Raw genomic sequence first — 22,197 nt, 5'->3', positions numbered from 1 at the left:
GACGTACCGCGCCGGGGCGGCGCCTACGCTGGTCGGGCCATGTCCTGGACTGCCCTGCTCCCCGTCCGCGAGGCCCTCCGTGGTCTCGCGCACCCCTCGCACGCACCCACCGCGCTGCTCGCCGACTCGCCGAAGCGGTGGAGGCGCGCGCTGCCGTACGTGGTCGTGCTCGCGCTCACCGCCTCGCTGCTGCCGTCGACGATCGCCGTTCTCACCGACGTGTACGGCATGAACGCCGGACTCGCAGGGGCGATCGCCACCGGTTCCGCCGCGCCGCTGCTGCTGATCGCGCACCGCCCGCTGCAGGCCTGGTGGATCGTCTTCCCCGTCGACATCGTCTGCGCCTTGAACCTGGCGGGTCTGGACGCACGCGACAACACGGCCTGGCCCTGGCCGCCGCCGATCATCGTCGGCTACCTCTTCCTGATGCTGGCGCTCGCCCTGCGGGAGCCACGGCGCACGCTCGTGACGGTCTGGCTTCTCACCGGTGGGGTCGGATACGTACTGGGGCAGCTCGCGCCGGATCGCGGCAACGGCACCCATGTGCTGCTCTTCGTGCTGAGCGGCGTCGTCCTGGTCATCGGCGGGGCCCTGCGCGAACGCGGCGACGTACAGCGGAGGCTGGCCGAGCAGGAGACCATCAGCGAGGCCGAGCGGGCGCAGCGCACGCTGCTGGAGGAACGGGCCCGGATCGCCCGCGAGCTGCACGACGTGGTGGCCCACCACATGTCGGTGATCACGGTGCAGGCGGACTCGGCGCCGTACCGGATCAGCGGGCTGCCGGAGGCCGCCCAGGAGGAGTTCGCCACGATCGCCTCCAGCGCACGGGAGTCGCTCGCGGAGATGCGCCGGCTGCTGGCGGTGCTGCGCAGCGACGGCTCGGAGGGCGAGCGTGCGCCGCAGCCGGGGCTCGGGCGGGTGCAGCATCTGGTCGAGGCGACGGTACGGGCCGGGGTGCCGGCCGAGCTGTCGCTCCCCGCCGGGCTGGGTGACCTTCCGCAGGCCGTGGACCTGTCCGCGTACCGCATCGTGCAGGAGGCGCTCGCGAACGTGGTCCGGCATGCGCCGGGCGCGGCAACCCGCGTGTCGGTGACCGCGGACGACGGGTATCTGACGGTGCTGGTGGTCAACGGCCCCGCGGCCGAGCCCGTTCCGGCGCTGGAGACCACCGGCACCGGCCACGGGCTGGTCGGGATGCGGGAGCGCGTACGGTTGACCGGCGGCAGCCTGGACACCGGGCCGCTGCCTGACGGCGGCTTCCGGGTCGCCGCGCGCATGCCGCTGACGACCGTGCCGGACGATGTGAAGGACCCCCGTTGACCATTCGCGTGATCATCGTCGACGACCAGGCCATGGTGCGCGCGGGCTTCGCCGCGCTGCTGTCCGCGCAGGCGGACATCGACGTCGTCGGCGAGGCACCGGACGGCCGGCAGGGCGTGGACCTGGCGTACTCCGCCCACCCCGATGTGGTGCTGATGGACGTACGGATGCCGGAGGTGGACGGGCTGGCGGCAGCACGGCAGATCCTGACCCCGCCGCCGGGGATCGTCCACGTGCCGAAGGTGCTGATGCTGACCACCTTCGACATCGACGACTACGTGTACGAGGCGCTGCGCGCGGGCGCGTCGGGGTTCCTGCTCAAGGACGCGCCGCCCGCCGACCTGATCTCGGCGGTACGGATCGTGGCCGCGGGCGAGGCCCTGCTCGCACCCTCCGTGACACGGCGCCTGATCGCCGACCTCGTCGACAAGCGCCCGGCCCGGCGCAAGGACCGCGCCTCCCTCCGGCTCAACGGCCTCACCCCGCGCGAGACCGAGGTCCTCGAACTGATCGCGCGCGGCCTGTCCAACCAGGAGATAGCCGAGCACCTCGTCCTCGCCGAGCAGACCGTGAAGACCCACATCGGCCGCATCCTGGCCAAGCTCGGCCTGCGTGACCGCGCGCAGGCGGTGATCTTCGCGTACGAGTCCGGACTCGTGACCCCTGGAGACCAGTAGTACCCAGGTATCACCGGGCAGTTGGCTCCCCGGTGTGACGCCTCCTCAGGCACCGTCTTCCTACCTTCCTCCCCGCCACGCAGTCGGAGGAGGAAGAGGGGATCATGCGACGGTTCAGGAGGACTCTGGTCGCCGCGGCGCTCGCGACGGCCGTCGTCGCGGGGACGGCCGGGTGGGCCTCGGGGACCGCCCAGACGCCCGTCACCGGGCCGCCCCCGGGGACCGCCGAGTGGCGGGCCGACCGCTCGCTCGGGCGCGAGCTGCCGGACCCGGCGAGCGCGTCACCGGATGACGTCGCTTCCTTCTTCGCCTCGCTGACGGCCGGTCAGCGGCATGCGCTGGTCGAGCGTCATCCGAGGGTGGTCGGCAATCTGGACGGCGTCCCTGTCGCCCTGCGGTACGAGGCCAACGCCCGCGCCCTGCGGGCCGGTGCGGACGGCCGGCAGATCCTCGCGTACGACCCGCGCGGCCGGGGGCAGCTGGTAGAGGTCCACGGCGACCTCGACCGCGCCCGCCATGTCGCCGTGGTCGTGCCTGGCTCGGACATCGACGCCGGGACCTTCGACCGTACGAGCGCGATGGCGCGGTCGCTGTACGAGGCGGCGAACGGCCTCACCGCCGTGGTCGCGTGGGCCGGCTACACCACGCCCGTCGGCGTCGGCATCGACGCCGCCACCGGTGAGCTCGCGGAGGCGGGCGCGGAACGGCTGGTCCGCCTCACCCAGGGCCTCGCCGCTGCGGGCGCCCCGAAGCCCGCCCTGTTCTGCCACAGCTACGGCTCCGTCGTGTGCGGGCTCGCGGCGCACGGGGCCGACGCGTCGGACATCGTCGCCTTCGGCTCCCCCGGGATGCGCGCGGACAGTGTCGCGGATCTGCGCACGGATGCCCGGGTGTGGGCCGCCAAGGCCCCTTCCGACTGGATCTCCAAGGTCCCGAACGTCGAGTTCGCGGGGCTCGGCCACGGAAACGACCCCGCCGCGCCGGAGTTCGGCGCCCGTTACGTGCCCGCCGGCGACGCCGAGGGCCACACCGGCTACTTCGCGCCCGGCACCGCGTCGCTCCGTACCTTCGCCGCCATCGCCCGGGGAGAGGCCCGATGAAGACGCTCGCCGCACTCACCGCGAAGATCGAGTCCTCGACGCAGGCCCACCGCGACCGCGCGATCGACGGCCTGCGCGCCCTCGCGCTGCTCGCCGTGCCGACCGGGCACTGGATGCTCGGCGGCTTCACGCTCGACGAGGACGGCGCGATCCACAACGCCAGCCCGCTGTCCGCCTTCGGTTTCTTCGCGCCCGTCAGCTGGGTGCTCCAGATGCTGGGCATCTTCTTCCTGGTGGGCGGTTACGCGTCCGTGCTGTCGTACCACCGCAGGACCGGCAGCACCGCGCAGTGGCTGGGGGGCCGTGTCGCCCGGCTGGGGCGGCCCGTGCTCGGGGTGACGGCGGTGTGGGCCGTGCTGATCGCGGCGCTGTCGGCCGCCGGGGTGCCCGCCGAGACCCTGCACACCGCCTCGACCCTCGTGGTCCAGCCGCTGTGGTTCGTGGGCGTGTACGTCGTCGTCACCGCCCTCACCCCGCTGTGCGTGCGCGCCGCGCGACGCCTGGGCGGGTGGGCCGCGGCGCCGCTGCTCGGCTCGGTCGCCGTCGTCGACCTCCTGCGGTACGGGCCGTACGCGGACGGCATGCCGTCCTGGCTGAGCGTGCTCAACATCCTTCCCGGCTGGCTCTTCGCATACCAACTCGGCGTCTCCTGGGGCGAGAAGCGCATCGGGAAGCGGGGCGCGGTGCTGCTGCTGGCCGGCGGGACGGTGCTGTTCGCGGCGTTGCTCGTCCTCTTCCACTACCCCGCGTCGATGGTCGGCGTGCCCGGGGAGGCCCGCACGAACTCCCATCCGCCGTCGCTGCTGGTCCTGGCGCTTGCGGCGGCGCAGAGCGGTGCGGCGGTGCTGCTGCGCGAGCGGCTGGGACGGTTGCTGGAGCGGCCCGCGATGTGGGCGCCGGTCGTGGTCGTCAATCTGTCGGCGATGACGATCCTGTGCTGGCACCAGACCGCGATGCTCGCGGCCGCGGTCCCCGCGTCGTACGCGGGCGCGGTGCCGGGCCTGACGACCGCCCCGGACTCCCTGGGGTGGGTCCTGGCCCGGCCGGCCTGGCCGCCGCTGTTCGCGGGGCTGCTGGTGCTCATCGGGCGGTACGCCCGGGGCTTCGAGTCCCCGTGGACGCGGGCGACGACGGCGCGCCGGGCGGTGGCGGGGCTGCTGGCGGCGGGGTTCGCGGCGTTCGCCCTGGGGTTGGCGTGACACGTGTGCCTGCGGGTCCGTCCCCCCAGCCCCCGGGGCAGGTGCCGGGGGCCGACCCCCCGAGCCCCTGCGGCGGCTTCGCGCCGCATCCAGCCGCATCCAGGGGAGGGCCGGTGGGCGCCACCCACCGGCCACACCCCGCCGGAGGCTACTCGCGGGCCGCCGCAGTGGAGGACATGTCCAGGTAGCGGTGGCCCACCACCTGGCCCGCGATCGGCTCGAGCAGGGCCAGTTCCGGCTCGGTCAGCGTGATGCGGGTCGCGGCGGCGTTCTCCTCGATGCGGGTGCGCTTGCGGGTGCCGGGGATCGGGACGACCGTCACGCCGTGGACCCGGGCCCGCTGCTGGACCCATGCGAGCGCGATCTGCGCCGCCGTCGCCCCGTGGGCCGCCGCGATCTTCTTCAGCGGCTCGAGCAGCGCCGCGTTCGCCACGGCGGCGTCCCCGACCATGCGCGGCTGGTAGCGGCGGAAGTCGCCCTCGGACAGCTCCTTGCCCGCGTCCGCGAACGCCCCGGTCAGGAAGCCGCGCCCGAGCGGCGAGTACGGCACGAGACCGACGCCCAGCTCCGCCGCCGCCCCGACCGCGCTGCGCTCCACGTCACGGCTGAAGAGCGACCACTCGGACTGCAGGGCGGTGATCGGGTGCACGGCGTGCGCCTCGCGCAGCTCCGCGCCGGTGACCTCGCTCAGCCCGAGGTACCTGACCTTGCCCGCCGCGACGAGCTCGGCCATCGCGCCGACCGAGTCGGCGAGCGGCACGCCGGGATCGCGCCGGTGCATGTAGTAGAGGTCGATGACGTCGACGCCGAGCCTGCGCATGCTGCCCTCGACCGCCTCGCGGATGTACGCGGGGTCGTTGCGGATGCCCCGGTACTGCGGGTCGTCCGTCCGTATGATCGAGAACTTCGTGGCGAGCGTGATCTCGTCCCGGTGGGCCGTCACGAAGGGCCGCAGGAACTCCTCGTTCGCGCCGCGCCCGTACACGTCCGCCGTGTCGAAGAGCGTGACCCCCGCCTCCAGCGCCGCGTCGAGGGTGTCGCGGGCCGCGGCCTCGTCGGTGTCGCCGTAGAACTCGCTCATGCCCATGCAGCCGAGGCCCTGCACCCCGACCTCGGGGCCGTCCGTACCGAGCCGTACCTTGTCGATCTCGCCGCTCCTGCCGTTCGTGCCGTTCGTTCCGTTCGTCATGGGGCTCAGGCCCTCTCCGACGCCCGGTGGGCGTCCGCGTAATAGCTGATCTTGTAGTCGAGCACGGCCAGCGTGTCCTGGAGCTCCGCGATCCGCGCGCGTACGGCACGGCGCGTGGCCTCCAGCAGCTCCTGCCGCTCCTCGAAGGTGTGGTCGCCCTCACGCACGAGCTCCGCGTACCGGACCATGTCGGCGACCGGCATCCCGGTGCGCCGCAGCTTGCCGACGAAGTCCAGCCAGTCCAGGTCGCGGTTGCGGAAGCGCCGCTGGCCGGTGTGGGAGCGGTCGATGTGCGGCATCAGCCCGATGCGCTCGTACCAGCGCAGCGTGTGCGCGCTGAGTCCGGTCCAGGCGACGACCTCGCTGATCGTGTAGTGGTCCTGCCCCTCGGGCCGCGGATGGACGGGGGGCGCGGCGACGCAGATGTCGGTTGTCGCGGATGTGGTCTCCAGCACCGTCATGACCTCCACGCTAGAAGGTTGGAGTGCACTCCAAGCAAGCGAAAACTGTCGGCTTTCCGCGATGCGCTGGCTAGCCTCCCCCTCATGAGCCTCGCACGCCGCGCACGTCCGGACGACGCCGAAGAGCTGGTGCGCCTGCGTACCGTCATGCACGACTCGTTGGTTGCCGCGCCGAACCCCGACACCAGCTGGCAGCCCGCCGCCGTCGAGTCCCTGCGCAAGCGGCTCGCGGATCCGGACGGGAACCTGACGGCCTTCGTGGTCGACCGGCCCGGCGGGCTCGCCGCCTGCGCGGTGGGGACGATCGAGTACCGGCTCGGCGGCCCCGGCAACCCCGCCGGCACCACCGGCTACGTCTTCAGCGTCGCCACCGACGCCGACCGGCGCCGGCGGGGCCACTCGCGCGCCTGCATGGAGGGGCTGCTCGCCTGGTTCCAGGAGCACGGCGTCCGCAGGATCGATCTGCGGGCCTCGCAGGAGGGCGAGCCCCTGTACGCGTCGCTCGGCTTCGTCAGGACCCCCGATCCGGCGATGCGGCTGACCCTTTAGGGTCGTAGGCATGCAGAGCCTGGCGTTGACCGAGAACTGGCCCGTCCCCACCGCTGCCGCCGCCGTCGTCCGCGCGGACGGCACCGTCGCCGGGGCGTACGGCCCCACGGCGCACCGCTTCCCGCTGGCCTCGGTCACCAAGCCGCTCGCCGCGTACGCGGTCCTCGTCGCGTACGAGGAGGGCGCGGTGGAGCTGGACGAGCCGGCCGGGCCCGAGGGGTCCACGGTCCGGCATCTGCTCGCGCACACCAGCGGTCTCGCGTTCGACGAGCACCGGGTGACGGCCGCGCCCGGTACGCGCCGGCTGTACTCGAACGCCGGCTTCGAGGTGCTCGGCGACCACATCGCGAAGGCGACCGACATCCCGTTCGCGGAGTATCTGCGCCAGGCCGTGCTGGAGCCGCTGGGCATGACGTCGACGACGCTCGACGGCTCGCCCGCGAAGGACGGTGTCTCGACGGTCGACGACCTGGTGAGGTTCGCGGCGGAGGTGCAGGCGCCGCGGCTGCTCGACGCGCGGACCGTGCTGGAGGCGATGTCCGTGGTCCACCCCGGGCTCTCGGGCATCCTGCCGGGATACGGGCACCAGAAGCCCAACGACTGGGGTCTGGGCTTCGAGATCCGCGACGGCAAGTCCCCGCACTGGACGGGGGCGATGTCCTCGCCGCGTACCTTCGGGCACTTCGGCCAGTCCGGCACGTTCCTGTGGATCGACCCGGAGGCGGGGGCTGCGTGTGTGGCGCTGACCGACCGGGCCTTCGGGCCGTGGGCGATCGAGGCGTGGCCGCCGTTCACGGACGCGGTGCTGGCGGAGCTGCGGGGCTCCCGCTAGGGCCTGTCCGGAAGACAACCCCCAGGTCCTGTCCGGTCGATCAGGCCGGATCAGGGAGCGGGGTCTGGTGCATGTGGTCTCCCCAGGCCCGCAGGGCCCAGGGGGCGCATCGCACGGCGGAGGTGAGGCCCCCGCCGAAGGCAGGGGGAGAAAACGACGCGGTGGGGGCACCTCCCGTGCCCGAAGGGCTACGGGCGAGTTGGTGACCGACGACAACGCAGCGAGGTGCGGTGCCAGGGCACGCGAGCCCGGCAGGATCGGCCGGTCAGGGTCTAGGACCGCGAGGGCAGGGTGGTCGGACTCGGCCGGGGCTGGAGGCCGAGATCGATGTCGGCGTCGCAGTTGGCCTGCTCCAGCGCGCCGTCCGTCCCCCTCAAGTGCACCGGGGTCAGCCCTTCGGCGTCCTGGGAGAACGCGATCGTGCAGACCAGCTGACGCATCCCGAGGTCGTCGAGGCCGCCGAGCGCGATCGGCAGGGTGACCTCGACGCCGCCCTGCTCCGGCGGCATCACGCGGACGACCGGAGCCTGCGGGCCCATCGCGGGCAGGCCGTCGGTGAGTCCGGCCGCGCGTTCCTTCCCCTGCGGGCCGCGGAACAGCGCCGTGACCGCCTCGGCGGTCCGATTCCCCGGGTTCTCGGCATCCTCCGACCCGGCGTCCGGATTCCCGGGGCTCGCGGGGTTCTCCCCCTCCAGGTACCGGATCACGGGGGTCAGTTCTTTCTGCGGGGTCCGGAAGAACAGCACCAGGCCGCCCCCGCTGTTCGGGAAGACCTGGATCGTGGCCGGGCCGCCCGCCTCGATGACGTCGGTCTCCTGGATGCCGCAGCCGGTGAGGGCCGCGGCGGCCAGGGCGCTCAGCGCCGCCGCGGCGGCGCGCGGTCGTCTCATGGGGCCGTCTCCCGCGGGTACAGGGGCATCTCCACGGTGAAGAGCGCTCCGCCGCCGGCGGCGTTCGCGGCGCGGACGGTGCCGCCGTGCAGTCGCACGTTCTCCTGGGTGATCGCGAGTCCGAGACCGCTGCCCACCGAGCGGGTACGCGCGGCGTCGGCCTTGTAGAAGCGGTCGAAGATGTGCGGGAGGACGTCGTCCCGTATGCCGGGGCCGGTGTCCTCGACCTCGGTGACCAGCACGTGCGCGCCGTCCGCGCGCGCCTCGGTGCGCAGCCGTACGGTGACGGGCGCGGCGCCGTGCCGCAGCGCGTTGCCGACGAGGTTGGCGACGACGATGTCGAAACGGCGCGGGTCGAGGCGGGCGCGGATGCCGTCGGGCAGTTCGGTGCGGACCCGGCCGTCGGTCCAGTGCCGGTTCTCCAGGGTCTTGCGGATGGTCTCGGCCGCGTCGACCTCGTCGGTGTTGAGCTCGGCCGCACGCGCGTCGAAGCGGGAGATCTCCATCAGGTCCTCGACGAGCACGGCGAGCTTCCCGGTCTCGGAGCTGATCAGCCGGACGGCCCGGGCGGTGTCGGGGTCCAGGCCGTCCGCGTCCTCGTCGAGGACCTCGGTGACGGCGAGCATCCCGGCGAGTGGGGTGCGCAGTTCGTGCGAGACGTCGGAGGCGAAGCGCCGGGCGCGCGCCTCGGCCTGCCGGAGCTCGTGCACGGAATGCTCGAGCTCGGCCGCGGACTCGTTGAACGTACGGGCCAGATCCGCGAGTTCGTCGCTGCCCCGGACCTGGATGCGGGTGTCGAGGCGACCGCTGCCCATGTTGCCGGCGGCCTTGCGCAGTTCGCGCACCGGGCGCAGCACGCTGCGGGCGGAGAACAGGGCCGGGACGAGCGCGATCGCGAGGCCCGGCAGGGCGCCGTCCCTGGCCGCGGTGACCAGGGCCTCGACATTGGCCTGCTCGTCGTCCATCCGCATCACGGCGAACAGGACGAGTCCGCTGGACAGTACGCCGTTGGCGCCGGCCTTGAACACCGCGGGCATGGCGATGGTCAGGTACGGGACGCCGTCCTTGACGACCCGCTCGAAGCTCCCGTTCGGCTGCCTGTGGGCCGCACGGCGCAGCTCGGGGGTGATCACGCCGGAGGTGGGGCTGGTGCCGGACGAGGCCCGCAGCGAGCCGTACTCGGCGAAGACGACCCACGGATGCGGTTTGCCCCTGCGGGCGATGTCGCGCAGCACGTCCCGCAGCGACGGGCCGCCCTCCACGGGCAGCGAGAGGCCGAGCTGCTGGACCTGTTCGCGGAACGACGCGACCGCGGTGTCCTGCGCGGTGACGAGGACGGCGTTGCGCGCCTCGCGGTAGGTGAGGGCGGCCGTGGTCCCGGAGCTGACCACGGCGACCAGCAGGAAGGCGAGGACGAGGCGGGTGCGCAGCCCGAACGCGGCGATGCGGCGCCGGCCCCCGGCGCCTGTCACAGCGGTCCGAAGCGGTAGCCGAAGCCCCGCAGGGTCTGTATGTAGCGGGGACGCCCGGCCTCGTCCTCGATCTTGTTGCGCAGGCGCCGTACGCACGCGTCGACCAGCCGTGCGTCGGCGTGGTAGTTGTGCTCCCACACGTGCTCCAGCAGCTGCTGTCTGCTGAACACCTGCTCCGGGAACGCGGACAGGTGCAGCAGCAGCTTCAGCTCGGACGGCGCGAGCGCGAGCCGCTGCCCCGCCTTGGCGACGGTGAGCCCCGCCCGGTCGATGGCGAGCTCGCCGTGGAACTCGACCGCGGGCCGCCCGCCGCCCGGCTCCTCGATCCGGCGCAGCACGGCCCTGATCCGGGCCTCTATCACTTCGGTACGGGCCGGTTTGACGATGTAGTCGTCGGCGCCCGCCTCCAGCCCGACGACGACGTCGAAGTCGTCGCCGCGCGCGGTGAGCATGATGATCGGCAACTGGCTGTTCTCGCGCACCCGCCGGCAGACCTGCACGCCGTTCATGCCGGGCAGCATCAGGTCCAGCAGCACCAGGTCAGGCCGGAACTCGCCGAGCGCGGCCAGTCCGGCCTCACCGGTGGCGGCGGACCGTACGTCGTGGCCCCGGCGTCGCAGGCCGAGCTCGACCCCTTCGCGTACGGACGGGTCGTCTTCGATGAGGAGCACACGGGGCATGGGTGCAGGGTCTCCCGAGGGTGTGTCAGCGCCGGGCGAGGCGTCGGCGTACGCCGGAGAGCAATGTGTCCAGTTCGGTGAGCCGCAGCGGACGGGCGAGCAGCGCGAAGGTCAGCACGATGACCGGCGCACCGGCAGCCGTCGCCGCCGCGGCACCTGCCGGGGAGGCGAAGCGGGCGGCGAGATGACCGAGCACGGCGGCCGGGACCGCGGCGAGCAGCAGCCGGGCATGGGCGCCGACGGCCGCCGAGCGCCACAGCCGCGCGCGGCGCTCCCCGGCGGACAGCCGGCGGTTCAGGACGTACGCCGTCAGCGCCCACCCCGCGCACAGCGCCAGCGAGTACGCCCCGGCCATGCCCGTGACCGCCCAGCGCACGGGCAGCAGCAGGTACGCGGTCACGGAGAGGCCCGCGTTGAGGCCCGCGATCACGAGGTTGAGCAGGAACGGGGTGCGGGTGTCGGAGAGCGCGTAGAAGGAGCGGGAGAGGACGTACTGGCCGGACAGGGCGATCAGCCCGGGGGCGAACGCCATCAGGATGCCCGCCATCGCCGCCGTGTCGCCGGCGTCGGTCCTGCCGTACCCGTAGACGAGGGCCATCACCGGCTGGGCGAGGGCGAGCAGCATGCACGCGGCGGGAACGACGGCGGCCGAGCTGCTGCGCAGGGCGTACGAGACATCGCGCCGTACGCCGGCGGTGTCCGCGTCCGCCGCGGCCGCGCTCATACGCGGCATCAGCGCCGTGACCAGGGAGACGGTGACGATGCCGTGGGGTACGACCCACAGCACATAGGCGTAGTTGTACGCGCTGAACCCGGGGCCGCCGCCGAGGCGCGCGGCCGTCGCCAGCCGGGTCGTGACCCAGAACGCGAGCTGGTTGGTGAGCACCAGCAGCACCAGCCACCCGGCCGACCGCAGCGGCCGGGTCAGCCCGCTGCCACGCCAGTCGAAGCGGGGCCGCCAGCGGAAGCGGGCCGCGCGCAGGGCGGGGACGAGGGCGAGCGCCTGGACGGCGATGCCCGCGGTCGTGCCCCAGCCGAGCAGCGCGGTCTCGCCGGAGGTGAGGGTGCCTCCGTCGGCCGTGGCCAGGTACAGCCCGAACACCGCGATGACGACGACGTTGTTGAGGACGGGTGTCCACGACATCGCCCCGAACCGGCCGCGCGCGTTGAGGACTTGTCCGAGCAGGGTGAACAGCCCGAGGAAGAAGATCTGCGGCAGACAGGAGCGGGCGAAGGCGATGGTCATGGACGCCTGCGCGCCCGTGTAGTCGGTGTAGGCGTCGACGATCGCGGGCGCCGCCCAGACCGCGCCCGCGGTGATCACCAGCAGGGCGACGGCGCAGACGGTGAGCAGCCGGTCGGTGTACGCGGCGCCGCCGTCCTCGTGCTCCTTGGCCGCCTTGACCAGCTCGGGCACGAACACGGCGTTCAGCGCGCCGCCGATGAGCAGCATGTAGACGATGGTGGGGACGGAGTTGCCGACCGCGTACCCGTCGGCGACGAGGCCGATGCCGAGCGCCGCGGCGACCACGGCGGAGCGGACGAATCCGGTGGCGCGGGAGACGACGGACCCGGCGGCCATGACGGCACTGCTGCGCAGCGCGGACGGCGCTCTGCCCTCGGCCCGCGGGGCGACGGATGTCGCGCTCATCGGCGGGCCAGGTACGCCTGGAAGGCGCGGTACAGCGTGTGGTTGGCGGTCCCGCCCAACGGCCTCTCCCATTCCCCCAGCGTCTCGACGATCTGACCTCCGGTACCGAGCTTCCAGCGCAGCAGTCCGAATGCACGTTCGTCGGGGTCGAGTGTGGAGGGTACCCCGCGCATGTCGTACACGTCGGCGCCGAGCGCGTGGGCGTCGAGCAGCATCCGCCACTGCAGGGCGTTGGATGGGCGGACCTCGCGGCGGTGGTCGGCGGAGGCGCCGGTCTGGTACCAGACCCGCCGGCCCACCGTGACCATGGTGTGGGCGGCGAGGATCTCGCCCTCGTGGCGGGCGAGGTACAGCTTCATCCGGCCCGGCTCCTCGGCGTTGAGCGCCGCGTACTGGCGCTCGTAGTACGGGAGCGAGCGGCCGAGCCGGAAGCCGTCGCGCTCCTCGGTGATCCGGAGCAGCCGGTAGAACTCGGGGAGTTCGGCCGTGCTGCCGACGACGACCTCCACGCCCGCCTTCCGGGCCCGGCGGACGTTGCGGCGCCACTCCTGGTTGAGCCCGGTCCACAGGTCGTCGGGGGTGCGTCCGGCGAGCGGCACCCGGAAGACAAGGCGGGGCTGCGCGTCCCCGTCGTCCCCGGTGCCGTCGCCGCCGCATCTGCGCCAGCCGCGCGCCCGCAGCCGCTCCGCGACCGCCGTGCCGAGCGGGTCGACCTCGCAGGCGAGGACGTCGGTCAGGCGCCGGCCGGGGCCGGTGAGCGACTTGAGGCGGTCGGCGTTCCAGCGGCGGTACGCGGGCGAGGGGCCGATGCGCACGGCGAAGGCGCTCGCAGCGCGCAGATGGTGCAGCAGCGGGTCGAGCCAGCCGTCCATGTCCGGGTCCGTCCAGTCGGCGACGGGCCCTTCCGGGAGGTACGCGAAGTACTTGCGGGTGCCGGGGAACTGCCGCAGCAGCACGAGCGCGACGCCGGTCAGCCGCCCGGCCTCCGGCTCCGGGCCCCAGCCGAGCAGTTGCGCACGCCATCCCTGCTTGACCTGCGCCCAGGACGGGCACTGCAGGAAACCGGCGCCGAGGGCCGCTCCTGCCTGCGAGGCCAGGAAGGCCTGGTAGACCTCGGGGGTGAGGGGTGCCAGGCGGGTTGGCGCGGACACGAAGGGCACGGTGGCGCCGGGCAACGGCTTCGGCGAGTGGAATCTGTCCTGGGAGGAGTGGCGGACGCGGAGCGCGCTCAGCCCGACAGCTCCCAGATGAGCACCTCGGCGGCGACGGCGGCGGCCAGTTCGAGTCCCTCGGCGTCCGTGATCCGCGCGGCGTCCCCGGGACCCAGGTCGTCGCCGGCGAGCCGCACCACACCGCGTACGACGTGCACGTACACGAAGGGCGCGTCCGGTATCGCGGTCCGCTCGTCCGTCGCGAGGCGCCGTACGTGCAGCAGCGCGCCGGCCTCCGGGAGTGCGTACGGGGTCGAGTCGGCGATGCCGCGCACGATCTCGTACGAGGGGTCCCCGCCCGGGTCGTTCGGGGCGAGCCACATCTGCACGAACGTCAGCGGTGCGTCGCCGTCGTTGCGTTCGACGTGGCGCACGCCGGCCGCCGAGCTGAGCCGCTGCACGTCGCCGGGCCGTACGACGGTGGCGTGCCCGGCCGAGTCCCGGTGCGTCAGCTCGCCCTCGACGACCCACGTGACGATCTCGGTGTGGCTGTGCGGGTGCTCGTCGAACCCGGCGCCGGGGGCGAGGCGCTCCTCGTTGCAGGCCAGGATCGCGCCGAAGCGCAGATTGTCGGGGTCGTAGAAACGCCCGAAGGAGAAGGCGTGCCACGACTCGATCCCGGCGGCTTCGTCCCCACCGCGGTAGCGCCCTCCGGCGCGCCGTACGGAAATCACGCCTCTACGGTAGGGCCCGCCCCGGGTCCACCGTGACCGGTCCGCCCGGTCCGGTCCCGCCCGGTCCGGTCCCGTCTGATCCGGTCCCGGCGGATCCGGTCCTGGTCGGGCCTCCGTGACCCGGCCCGCCCGGCCACGCGCGCGGGCGCCTGCGGCGGGCCCTTCTCCCCTCCCCGCCCCTTCCCGAACCGGGGGCTCCGCCCCCAGACCCCCGCTGGGGCTCCGCCCCGGACCCCGTCCTGCGGGGGCTCCGCCCCCCAACCCCCGGATTTCGGGGCTCCGCCCCGGACCCCTCCCCCTACGCCCTGACGGGCGTTGGGGGGGAGCACCCCGCAACCGGCCACCCATCAAGCCGGTCCGGCGCTTGAGGTCGAACACCCGGGCCAACCTGCCGGTTCGGGGGCAAGCTCAAGCCCGTCCGGCGCTTGAGGACGGACACCCCGGGCGACCACCCGGTAGCGGCCACCCCACCGAGCCCGCCCGCCGGTACCGGAACCGGACGCCCGGGGGCCGCCCCCCGGAAAAAGGGGTCCAGGGCGGAGCCCCGGGACCCGGCACCCCGGGCGGGGCTCCCGATAAGGCACTCTTGTCCCCGTGCCCCATCCCGAACCGGCTCTGCCCGCCAACGCCGCCCACCCGCACTCCGCGACCCTGAAGCGCCTGGAGCAGTCGTCCGGGCGCCTGGCCGCGAACGCCATCGCCCGCATGGACGAGACGCTGCCGTGGTACCGGGCGATGCCCCCGGAGAACCGGTCGTGGATCGGTCTGGTCGCCCAGGCCGGTATCGCCGCGTTCACCGAGTGGTTCCGGCACCCCGAGACCCCGCAGGCGATCTCGACCGACGTCTTCGGCACGGCGCCGCGCGAGCTGACCCGTGCGATCACGCTCCGCCAGACCGTGGAGATGGTGCGGACCACGATCGAGGTCATGGAGTCGGCGATCGAGGAGGTCGCCGCGCCCGGCGACGAGTCGATCCTGCGCGAGGCGCTGCTCGTGTACGCCCGGGAGATCGCCTTCGCGACCGCGCAGGTGTACGCGCAGGCCGCCGAGGCCCGCGGCGCCTGGGACGCCCGGCTCGAGTCTCTCGTCGTGAACGCGGTGCTGTCGGGCGAGGCCGACGAGGGCGCCGTCAGCAGGGCCGCGGCGCTCGGCTGGAACTCCCCGGAGCATGTGTGCGTGGTGCTGGGCACCGCCCCGGACGGGGACAGCGAGCTCACCGTGGAGGCCATCCGCCGCGCGGCCCGGCACGCCAAGCTCCAGGTGCTGACCGGTGTGCTCGGCGACCGACTCGTCGTCATCGCGGGCGGCAACGACAATCCGCTGCAGGTTGCCAAGGCCCTGATCGGCCCGTACGCCGCGGGCCCCGTCGTCGCGGGACCCGTCGTGCCCGACCTGCTGGCGGCGACACGCTCCGCGCAGGCCGCGGCCGCCGGGCTGAAGGCGTGTTCCGCCTGGCAGGACGCCCCGCGGCCGGTTCTGGCGGATGATCTGCTGCCGGAGCGCGCCATCGCGGGCGACCCTGCAGCCCGCGAGCAGCTGGTGGAGGAGATCTACAGACCGCTGGAGGAAGCCGGCTCGGCGCTCCTGGAAACCCTGAGTGTCTATCTGGAGCAGGCCAGCAGTCTCGAGGGTGCCGCACGGATGCTCTTCGTCCACCCCAACACCGTTCGCTACCGGCTTCGACGTGTGACTGACGTCACCGGCTGGTCACCCTCCGATGTCCGCTCGGCGTTCACTCTCCGGATCGCACTCATCCTCGGGCGTCTGGTAGACGGCGATCCGCAGTCCTAGTCTTTTGTCGGACACCAACAATTCCCCTGACGGTTCTTGGTCCCTGTCCCCACGGGCGGCCCGGACCGTCCACAAGAGAGAGTGTGAGGGTGCTCGTACTCGTCGCTCCCGGCCAAGGCGCTCAGACGCCCGGCTTCCTGACCCCCTGGCTCGAACTCCCCGGCGCCTCCGACCGCATCGCGGCCTGGTCCGACGCCATCGGACTCGACCTCGCCCACTACGGCACGAAGGCCGACGCGGACGAGATCCGCGACACCGCCGTGGCGCAGCCGCTGCTCGTCGCGGCCGGTCTGCTGTCGGCGTCCGCGCTGGGCGACATCGCGCCCGGTGCCGTCGCGGGCCACAGCGTCGGTGAGATCACGGCCGCCGCGTTCGCGGGTGTCCTCGACGACACCGCCGCGCTGGGTTTCGTACGTACCCGCGGACTGGCGATGGCCGAGGCCGCCGCGGTCACGAAGACCGGTATGTCGGCGCTGCTCGGCGGTGACCCCGACGTCACCGTCCCGCATCTGGAGAAGCTGGCTCTGACCCCGGCGAACGTCAACGGCGCGGGCCAGATCGTGGCCGCCGGCACCATGGAGCAGCTCGCCGCGCTGGAGGCGGACAAGCCCGAGGGTGTGCGGCGTGTCGTGGCGCTGCAGGTCGCCGGCGCGTTCCACACGCACCACATGGCGCCCGCGGTGGAGAAGCTCGACGTGGCCGCGAAGGCCCTCGCCGTTGCCGACCCGAAGGTGCCGTACGTCTCCAACAAGGACGGCCGCACCGTGGCCACCGGCGCGGACGTCGTCTCCCGGCTCGTGGGCCAGGTCGCGAACCCGGTCCGCTGGGACCTGTGCATGGAGACGTTCAAGGAGCTGGGCGTCACCGCCCTGGTGGAGGTGTGCCCCGGCGGTACCCTCACCGGTCTGGCGAAGCGCGCCCTGCCGGGCGTCGCGACCCTCGCGCTGAAGACCCCCGACGACCTCGACGCGGCCCGCACGCTGATCGCCGAGCACACAGCAGCCTGACAAGGAGCCGTAGCGCATGTCGAAGATCAAGCCCAGCCAGGGCGCCCCGTACGCACGGATCATGGGCGTCGGCGGTTACCGCCCGACCCGGGTCGTGCCGAACGAGGTGATCCTCGAGAAGATCGACTCCTCCGACGAGTGGATCCGCTCCCGGTCGGGCATCGCGACCCGTCACTGGGCGAACGACGAGGAAACCGTCGCCGCGATGTCGATCGAGGCGTCCGGCAAGGCGATCGCCGACGCCGGGATCACCGCCGAGCAGATCGGCGCCGTGGTCGTCTCGACCGTCTCGCACTTCAGCCAGACCCCGGCCATCGCCACGGAGATCGCCGACAAGCTCGGCACGAACAAGGCCGCGGCCTTCGACATCTCGGCGGGCTGTGCCGGCTTCGGCTACGGCCTCACCCTCGCCAAGGGCATGGTGGTGGAGGGCTCCGCCGAGTACGTCCTGGTCATCGGCGTCGAGCGGCTCAGCGACCTGACCGACCTGGAGGACCGCGCGACGGCCTTCCTGTTCGGCGACGGCGCGGGCGCGGTCGTCGTGGGTCCCTCCCAGGAGCCGAACATCGGTCCGACGGTCTGGGGCTCCGAGGGCGACAAGGCCGGGACGATCAAGCAGACCGTGCCGTGGGACCACTTCCGCACCGGCGATGTGGCGCAACTGCCGCTCGACGCGAAGGGCGAGGTCAAGTTCCCCGCCATCACCCAGGAGGGCCAGGCGGTGTTCCGCTGGGCCGTCTTCGAGATGGCGAAGGTCGCCCAGCAGGCGCTCGACGCGGCCGGGATCACCGCGGACGACCTGGACGTCTTCATTCCGCACCAGGCCAACATGCGGATCATCGACTCGATGGTGAAGACTCTCAAACTGCCGGAGCACGTCACGGTCGCCCGCGACGTGGAGACCACCGGCAACACCTCGGCCGCCTCGATTCCGCTCGCGATGGAGCGGCTTCTGGCGACCGGGCAGGCGAAGAGCGGCGACACCGCGCTCGTCATCGGCTTCGGGGCGGGTCTCGTCTACGCCGCGACGGTCGTTACCCTCCCCTAGGCAGCATCCGGATCTTCCGGACTCCGGTTCCCGGGTCCTACGGTCCTCCGGACAACGCCAGATCAACCCTCTGCTACACACCGAAGGAGCGCCACATGGCCGCCACTCAGGAAGAGATCGTCGAAGGTCTCGCCGAGATCGTGAACGAGATCGCCGGTATCCCGACGGAGGACGTCCAGCTGGACAAGTCCTTCACCGACGACCTGGACGTCGACTCGCTGTCCATGGTCGAGGTCGTCGTCGCCGCCGAAGAGCGCTTCGACGTCAAGATCCCGGACGAGGACGTCAAGAACCTCAAGACGGTCGGCGACGCCGCCGACTACATCCTGAAGCACCAGGACTGATCCCCGACTGATCAGGTACGCCACCCAGCGGTGGCGCCGCTGATTCACGAACCCTCATAGACCGTGGAGAAAGAATTCCTGTGAGCTCGACCAATCGCACCGTGGTCGTCACCGGTATCGGCGCAACCACACCGCTGGGTGGCGACTCCGCATCGACCTGGGAAGGTCTGATCGCGGGACGCTCCGGCGTCAAGCCCCTCGAGGGCGAACGCTTCGCCGACCTGCCCGTCCGTATCGCCGCCCCGGCGGCGGTGGACCCGGGCGAGGTCCTGCCCCGGCCGCTGGCGCGCAAGCTGGACCGCTCGGCCCAGTTCGCCCTCATCGCCGCCCGTGAGGCATGGGCCGACGCCGGCTATGCCGCGCCGGCCGGCGAGGACGAGAAGGTCGCCCCCGAGCGGCTCGGGACGGTCATCGCCTCCGGCATCGGCGGCGTCACGACGCTGCTCGACCAGTACGACGTGCTGAAGGAGAAGGGCGTACGCCGCGTCTCCCCGCACACCGTGCCCATGCTGATGCCCAACGGCCCCTCCGCGAACGTCGGCCTGGAGGTGAACGCCCAGGCGGGCGTGCACACCCCGGTCTCCGCGTGCGCGTCGGGCGCCGAGGCGATCGGCTACGCCGTCGAGATGATCCGTACCGGCCGCGCCGACGTCGTGATCGCGGGCGGCACCGAGGCGGCGATCCACCCGCTTCCGGTCGCGGCGTTCGCCAACATGATGGCGATGTCCAAGAACAACGACGAGCCCGAGAAGGCCTCGCGTCCGTACGACAAGTCCCGTGACGGCTTCGTCCTCGGCGAGGGTGCCGGCGTGGTCGTCCTGGAGTCGGCGGAGCACGCCGCCGCGCGGGGCGCGAAGGTGTACTGCGAGGTGCTGGGCCAGGGCCTGTCGGCCGACAGCCACCACATCGCGCAGCCCGAGCCGACGGGCCGCGGTATCGCCGCCGCGCTGCAGAACCTGCTCGACTCGACGGACCTCAAGCCGTCCGAGGTCGTGCACCTCAACGCGCACGCGACGTCCACCCCGCAGGGTGATGTCGCCGAGATCAAGGCGCTGCGCAGTGTCCTGGGCGACGACCTCGACCATGTCGCGGTCTCGGCCACGAAGTCGATGACGGGTCATCTGCTGGGCGGCGCGGGCGGCATCGAGACCGTCGCGACGGTCCTGGCGCTCCACCACCGGCTGGCCCCGCCGACGATCAACGTCGACGACCTCGACGAGTCGGTCGACGCGGACATCGTCCGCGACGAACCGCGCACGCTGCCCGAGGGCACGATCGCGGCGATCAACAACTCGTTCGGCTTCGGCGGCCACAACGTGGTGCTGGCGTTCCGTACGGTCTGATCGCGCCCCACGACTGGCCGGCTGACGACTGATCAGCCGATGAGCTGAACCCGAGGCCCCCGCCGGAATCTCCGGCGGGGGCCTCGTCGTGCCCGGAGCGGCGAGCCGCTCAGCGCAGGGCGGCCCGTCGCGCCCGGAGACCGGCACGGTCGCGGTGGGTGCGCCACGGTCGTCGAAGGCGAGCAGGGCACGGGTGCCGCGCTCGTCGTCCTCCGTCACGGCGACGACCACGGGCGCCACGGAGACCACGGCGGCCTCGGGTGTCACCTTTGCCGTCGGTCTTGTCCAGGCGTGCGCCACGGGCGGACCCGGCGGCCATCTCGGCCGCGTCCCGGACCTCGCCCGCGCCGCCCGCCGATGACGTCGGCGGGGCCACCGCCGTCGCCGCCCCCGCCGGACGGCCAGGACGTCCCGCACACGACCTGTGCCTCGGCCATCCCTCCGAAGACGGGTCCGGCCAGCAGCACCGAGGCCGCGCCCAGTGCCGTCCCGGACAGCAGAACGGCGGCCGACCCGGCCGCCGTACGTTCACGCATTCACACACCCCACCTCACGGCACGCCCCCTGCGTGCCCGTTGGGGCGGAATCCATCTTCCGAAGCCTTCCGAGGCGTTCCAAGGGCGCCCGAGGGCTCCCGAACGCGGAACCCGCTCAGACCACCTGGTGGAGCCAGCGCACGGGGGCGCCCTCGCCCGCGTAGCGGAAGGGCTCCAGTTCGTCGTCCCAGGGCTTGCCGAGGAGGCGGGAGATTTCCGCCTCGAGGTCCGTCTCGCCCTGCGCCGAACGGGCGAGGGCGGCGCGGAGGCGGTCCTCCGGGATGAGGATGTCGCCGTGGATGCCGGTGACGGCGTGGAAGATGCCGAGCTCGGGGGTGGCGCTGTAGCGCTCGCCCTCGGCGGTGGGGCAGGGTTCCGCGGTGACCTCGAAGCGGAGCATCTGCCAGCCGCGCAGCGCGGACGCCAGCTTCGAGGCCGTTCCGGGTTCGCCCTGCCAGGAGAACTCGGCTCTCCAGGTGCCCGGCGACGCCGGCTGGCGGATCCAGTCGAGCTGGACCCGCACGCCGAGTACACCCGCGACCGCCCATTCGACGTGCGGGCACAGAGCGCGGGGTGCGGAGTGGACGTACAGAACGCCGCGTGTCGTCACCGGGACCTCCAGTGTGGGACGAGGTTCGCCTTTCCCAGCGGCCTCAGTAAACAGCATCAGGAGTGAAACTCCGCAAAACGGACAGCATGTGACGTGATGTAATTTACCGGAGCCGGGTGGGCCAGGTGCCTCAGGTTCGACGGGGGAAAAGCTACCGTGCGGCGGGGGCCGAGGTGTGTCGTACCGTGCGGCCGGGGGCCCGTACGCACGAAGGTTTCACCCGCGAGGACGCCAACGGGGAGGGCAGGATGCGTGAAAACCGGCGGAGTGGGCGAACGATTCTTCGACCGCCCACCGCCGTCGCCGCATTGACGGCGGCGGCACTCGTCGGGCTCGCGGCACTGACGGGGTGCACCTCCGGCACGCCCACCACGCAGAGTCACCCGCAGAAGCGGCCGCGCCCCTCCCCCACCCCCGTCTGGGACCGCAGCCCGTCGTCGGTGGCCGCAGTCGGCGACTCCATCACGCGCGGCTTCGACGCCTGTGACGTACTCGCCGACTGTCCGGAGGTGTCGTGGGCGACCGGCACCGACACACAGGTGCGCAGCCTCGCGCAGCGCCTCCTCGGGCCGGCCGCGGTGGCCGGGCGGAGCTGGAACCACGCCCGGACCGGGGCCCGCATGGCGGATCTGCCCGGACAGATGGCGGAGGCGGCGGCCCGCAGACCCGGCCTGGTCGCGGTGATGGTGGGCGCCAACGACGCCTGCCGGGACTCGCCCGGTCTCATGACGCCGGTCGCGGACTTCACGGAGGCGTTCGCTGCCGCGATGAGCACCCTGCGGCGCACGGCCCCCACGGCCCAGGTGTACGTGTCGAGCGTGCCGGACCTGAAGCGGCTGTGGTCGACGGGCCGCGGCAATCCGTTCGGCAAGCAGGTGTGGAAGCTGGGCATCTGCGCCTCGATGCTGGGCGACGCGGACGACATGAGCGAGGACGCACGGCTGCGCCGGGCTCAGGTCCACGACCGGGTCGTCGCGTACAACGAGGCGCTGAAGAGCGTCTGCGCGAAGGATCCGCGCTGCCGGTACGACGGCGGGGACGTCTTCGCCTTCCGTTTCACGGGTGAGCAGTTGAGCCACTGGGACTGGTTCCATCCGAGCAGGGACGGTCAGAGCAGGCTCGCGGAGATCGCGTACCGGAACGTGACGGCCGCGGAGCCGCCCGCCTGACGGGTCCCGTCCGGGACGCCGGGGCGGCGGGGGCGGCGGGCCCCGGGGCGGTTGTCAGGTGCCGCCCCGGGGCCGTCACATGCGCCTCAGACCTCCAGGGTGGCGGCCAGACGGCGGTCGTCGAGGCAGTGGGACGCCTGGACCTCGTACGAGCCGGAGACGAAACTCCAGGATCCGCCTTCCTCGTCCCAGATCTCGAAGGCGCGCCGGGGCAGCGGGATCTCGACCTCCACACTCTCGCCGGGGGCGGCCGTCACGGACGCGAAACCGGCCAGCCAGCGCCGCGGGCGCTGTTCGCCGTCCTCGGCGGGAGCGGGGGCGAGATAGATCTGGACGGTCTCGCGGCCGGGGCGTGAGCCGCTGTTGCGGACGCGGACCTTGGCGGTCGCCGGTGTCGCCTCCAGGGACTGGTACTCCCAGTACGGTCCTGCTGGCAAGCACTCG

General features: G+C 72.8%; 23 protein-coding genes. 13 read left to right on the top strand and 10 right to left on the bottom strand.

Features of this window, described 5'->3' with window-relative positions; all coding sequences use genetic code 11:
- The first annotated feature begins 39 nt into the window (after positions 1-39).
- From ACFV9O_RS11690 to ACFV9O_RS11675, 4 genes are all read left to right on the top strand, one after another.
- Positions 40-1,320: a sensor histidine kinase gene (locus ACFV9O_RS11690; RefSeq protein WP_385415632.1), complete on the top strand. Its 1,281-nt coding sequence runs from the start codon at positions 40-42 to the stop codon at positions 1,318-1,320.
- Positions 1,317-1,997 carry a response regulator gene (locus tag ACFV9O_RS11685; protein ID WP_385415629.1) on the top strand — a complete coding sequence of 227 codons (681 nt, stop codon included), beginning with the start codon at positions 1,317-1,319 and terminating at the stop codon, positions 1,995-1,997. Before ACFV9O_RS11690 ends, ACFV9O_RS11685 begins: the two co-directional genes overlap by 4 nt.
- Before the next feature lie 104 nt (positions 1,998-2,101).
- Positions 2,102-3,097 carry an alpha/beta hydrolase gene (locus ACFV9O_RS11680; protein ID WP_385415626.1) on the top strand — a complete coding sequence of 332 codons (996 nt, stop codon included), beginning with the start codon at positions 2,102-2,104 and terminating at the stop codon, positions 3,095-3,097.
- Positions 3,094-4,296, top strand: a complete 1,203-nt coding sequence (locus tag ACFV9O_RS11675; RefSeq protein ID WP_385415623.1) for an acyltransferase — start codon at positions 3,094-3,096, stop codon at positions 4,294-4,296. Before ACFV9O_RS11680 ends, ACFV9O_RS11675 begins: the two co-directional genes overlap by 4 nt.
- A 148-nt stretch (positions 4,297-4,444) precedes the next feature.
- Here the strand turns inward: ACFV9O_RS11675 and ACFV9O_RS11670 are convergent, their stop codons facing one another.
- Together ACFV9O_RS11670 and ACFV9O_RS11665 are read right to left on the bottom strand one after the other, a co-directional pair.
- Positions 4,445-5,485: an aldo/keto reductase gene (locus ACFV9O_RS11670; RefSeq protein WP_385415621.1), complete on the bottom strand. Its 1,041-nt coding sequence runs from the start codon at positions 5,483-5,485 to the stop codon at positions 4,445-4,447.
- Positions 5,486-5,490: 5 nt separating this feature from the next.
- Entirely contained in the window at positions 5,491-5,946 is a 456-nt protein-coding gene (locus ACFV9O_RS11665; RefSeq protein ID WP_385415618.1) for a MerR family transcriptional regulator, read from the bottom strand.
- Between the two features lie 84 nt (positions 5,947-6,030).
- Between ACFV9O_RS11665 and ACFV9O_RS11660 the strand changes: the two genes are divergently transcribed.
- Positions 6,031-6,495 carry a GNAT family N-acetyltransferase gene (locus ACFV9O_RS11660; protein WP_385415615.1) on the top strand — a complete coding sequence of 155 codons (465 nt, stop codon included), beginning with the start codon at positions 6,031-6,033 and terminating at the stop codon, positions 6,493-6,495.
- A gap of 10 nt (positions 6,496-6,505) precedes the next feature.
- Entirely contained in the window at positions 6,506-7,327 is an 822-nt protein-coding gene (locus ACFV9O_RS11655) for a serine hydrolase domain-containing protein (RefSeq protein WP_385415612.1), read from the top strand.
- Between the two features lie 272 nt (positions 7,328-7,599).
- Here ACFV9O_RS11655 and ACFV9O_RS11650 read toward each other — a convergent pair whose 3' ends face one another.
- From ACFV9O_RS11650 to ACFV9O_RS11625, 6 genes are all read right to left on the bottom strand, one after another.
- Positions 7,600-8,217: a hypothetical protein gene (locus ACFV9O_RS11650; RefSeq protein WP_385415609.1), complete on the bottom strand. Its 618-nt coding sequence runs from the start codon at positions 8,215-8,217 to the stop codon at positions 7,600-7,602.
- On the bottom strand, positions 8,214-9,689 hold the full coding sequence (locus ACFV9O_RS11645; RefSeq protein ID WP_385415606.1) for a sensor histidine kinase: 1,476 nt from the start codon (positions 9,687-9,689) through the stop codon (positions 8,214-8,216). Before ACFV9O_RS11645 ends, ACFV9O_RS11650 begins: the two co-directional genes overlap by 4 nt.
- Positions 9,686-10,369, bottom strand: a complete 684-nt coding sequence (locus tag ACFV9O_RS11640; protein WP_385415603.1) for a response regulator — start codon at positions 10,367-10,369, stop codon at positions 9,686-9,688. Before ACFV9O_RS11640 ends, ACFV9O_RS11645 begins: the two co-directional genes overlap by 4 nt.
- A gap of 25 nt (positions 10,370-10,394) precedes the next feature.
- Positions 10,395-12,020 carry a murein biosynthesis integral membrane protein MurJ gene (gene murJ, locus ACFV9O_RS11635; protein ID WP_385415600.1) on the bottom strand — a complete coding sequence of 542 codons (1,626 nt, stop codon included), beginning with the start codon at positions 12,018-12,020 and terminating at the stop codon, positions 10,395-10,397.
- Positions 12,017-13,171, bottom strand: coding sequence for a lipid II:glycine glycyltransferase FemX (locus ACFV9O_RS11630; protein WP_385415598.1), 1,155 nt, complete (start codon positions 13,169-13,171; stop codon positions 12,017-12,019). Before ACFV9O_RS11630 ends, murJ begins: the two co-directional genes overlap by 4 nt.
- A 77-nt stretch (positions 13,172-13,248) precedes the next feature.
- A complete protein-coding gene (locus ACFV9O_RS11625) occupies positions 13,249-13,905 on the bottom strand; it encodes a pirin family protein (RefSeq protein ID WP_385415595.1) in 657 nt (218 codons plus the stop codon).
- Positions 13,906-14,499: 594 nt separating this feature from the next.
- Between ACFV9O_RS11625 and ACFV9O_RS11620 the strand changes: the two genes are divergently transcribed.
- The 6 genes from ACFV9O_RS11620 (at position 14,500) to ACFV9O_RS11595 (ending at position 19,799) form a co-directional block, all read left to right on the top strand.
- Positions 14,500-15,696 carry a PucR family transcriptional regulator gene (locus tag ACFV9O_RS11620; RefSeq protein ID WP_385415592.1) on the top strand — a complete coding sequence of 399 codons (1,197 nt, stop codon included), beginning with the start codon at positions 14,500-14,502 and terminating at the stop codon, positions 15,694-15,696.
- 89 nt (positions 15,697-15,785) lie between these two features.
- Entirely contained in the window at positions 15,786-16,703 is a 918-nt protein-coding gene (locus tag ACFV9O_RS11615) for an ACP S-malonyltransferase (protein ID WP_385415589.1), read from the top strand.
- Positions 16,704-16,719: 16 nt separating this feature from the next.
- Positions 16,720-17,751, top strand: coding sequence for a ketoacyl-ACP synthase III (locus ACFV9O_RS11610; RefSeq protein WP_385415586.1), 1,032 nt, complete (start codon positions 16,720-16,722; stop codon positions 17,749-17,751).
- Between the two features lie 95 nt (positions 17,752-17,846).
- Positions 17,847-18,095 carry an acyl carrier protein gene (locus ACFV9O_RS11605; protein WP_018103325.1) on the top strand — a complete coding sequence of 83 codons (249 nt, stop codon included), beginning with the start codon at positions 17,847-17,849 and terminating at the stop codon, positions 18,093-18,095.
- A gap of 80 nt (positions 18,096-18,175) precedes the next feature.
- A complete protein-coding gene (fabF, locus tag ACFV9O_RS11600) occupies positions 18,176-19,438 on the top strand; it encodes a beta-ketoacyl-ACP synthase II (protein WP_385415583.1) in 1,263 nt (420 codons plus the stop codon).
- A gap of 88 nt (positions 19,439-19,526) precedes the next feature.
- Positions 19,527-19,799 (top strand): hypothetical protein, encoded by a 273-nt coding sequence (locus ACFV9O_RS11595; protein ID WP_385415580.1) that lies wholly within the window; start codon positions 19,527-19,529, stop codon positions 19,797-19,799.
- Positions 19,800-20,089: 290 nt separating this feature from the next.
- On the opposite strand, the gene ACFV9O_RS11590 is transcribed toward ACFV9O_RS11595, so the two are convergent.
- Positions 20,090-20,584 carry a DUF3145 domain-containing protein gene (locus tag ACFV9O_RS11590; RefSeq protein WP_385415578.1) on the bottom strand — a complete coding sequence of 165 codons (495 nt, stop codon included), beginning with the start codon at positions 20,582-20,584 and terminating at the stop codon, positions 20,090-20,092.
- 248 nt (positions 20,585-20,832) lie between these two features.
- On the opposite strand from ACFV9O_RS11590, the gene ACFV9O_RS11585 reads away from it, so the two are divergent.
- The gene (locus ACFV9O_RS11585) at positions 20,833-21,753 is read left to right on the top strand and encodes an SGNH/GDSL hydrolase family protein (RefSeq protein WP_385415575.1); all 921 of its coding nucleotides are present in this window, start codon (positions 20,833-20,835) and stop codon (positions 21,751-21,753) included.
- An 86-nt stretch (positions 21,754-21,839) separates the two neighbouring features.
- Here the strand turns inward: ACFV9O_RS11585 and ACFV9O_RS11580 are convergent, their stop codons facing one another.
- Positions 21,840-22,190: a fibronectin type III-like domain-contianing protein gene (locus tag ACFV9O_RS11580; RefSeq protein ID WP_385415572.1), complete on the bottom strand. Its 351-nt coding sequence runs from the start codon at positions 22,188-22,190 to the stop codon at positions 21,840-21,842.
- Between the last annotated feature and the right edge of the window lie 7 nt (positions 22,191-22,197).

The sequence above is a fragment of the Streptomyces sp. NPDC059909 genome, from assembly GCF_042730885.1.
GTDB lineage: Bacteria > Actinomycetota > Actinomycetes > Streptomycetales > Streptomycetaceae > Streptomyces.
This window is presented reverse-complemented; position numbering and strand designations above follow the sequence as displayed.

Coding starts and splice junctions, on each gene's coding strand:
- ACFV9O_RS11690 (WP_385415632.1), top strand. CDS start 40: ATGTCCTGGACTGCCCTGCTCCCCGTCCGCGAGGCCCTCCGTGGTCTC.
- ACFV9O_RS11680 (WP_385415626.1), top strand. CDS start 2,102: ATGCGACGGTTCAGGAGGACTCTGGTCGCCGCGGCGCTCGCGACGGCC.
- ACFV9O_RS11675 (WP_385415623.1), top strand. CDS start 3,094: ATGAAGACGCTCGCCGCACTCACCGCGAAGATCGAGTCCTCGACGCAG.
- ACFV9O_RS11670 (WP_385415621.1), bottom strand. CDS start 5,485: ATGACGAACGGAACGAACGGCACGAACGGCAGGAGCGGCGAGATCGAC.
- ACFV9O_RS11665 (WP_385415618.1), bottom strand. CDS start 5,946: ATGACGGTGCTGGAGACCACATCCGCGACAACCGACATCTGCGTCGCC.
- ACFV9O_RS11660 (WP_385415615.1), top strand. CDS start 6,031: ATGAGCCTCGCACGCCGCGCACGTCCGGACGACGCCGAAGAGCTGGTG.
- ACFV9O_RS11655 (WP_385415612.1), top strand. CDS start 6,506: ATGCAGAGCCTGGCGTTGACCGAGAACTGGCCCGTCCCCACCGCTGCC.
- ACFV9O_RS11650 (WP_385415609.1), bottom strand. CDS start 8,217: ATGAGACGACCGCGCGCCGCCGCGGCGGCGCTGAGCGCCCTGGCCGCC.
- ACFV9O_RS11640 (WP_385415603.1), bottom strand. CDS start 10,369: ATGCCCCGTGTGCTCCTCATCGAAGACGACCCGTCCGTACGCGAAGGG.
- murJ (WP_385415600.1), bottom strand. CDS start 12,020: ATGAGCGCGACATCCGTCGCCCCGCGGGCCGAGGGCAGAGCGCCGTCC.
- ACFV9O_RS11610 (WP_385415586.1), top strand. CDS start 16,720: ATGTCGAAGATCAAGCCCAGCCAGGGCGCCCCGTACGCACGGATCATG.
- ACFV9O_RS11605 (WP_018103325.1), top strand. CDS start 17,847: ATGGCCGCCACTCAGGAAGAGATCGTCGAAGGTCTCGCCGAGATCGTG.
- ACFV9O_RS11585 (WP_385415575.1), top strand. CDS start 20,833: ATGCGTGAAAACCGGCGGAGTGGGCGAACGATTCTTCGACCGCCCACC.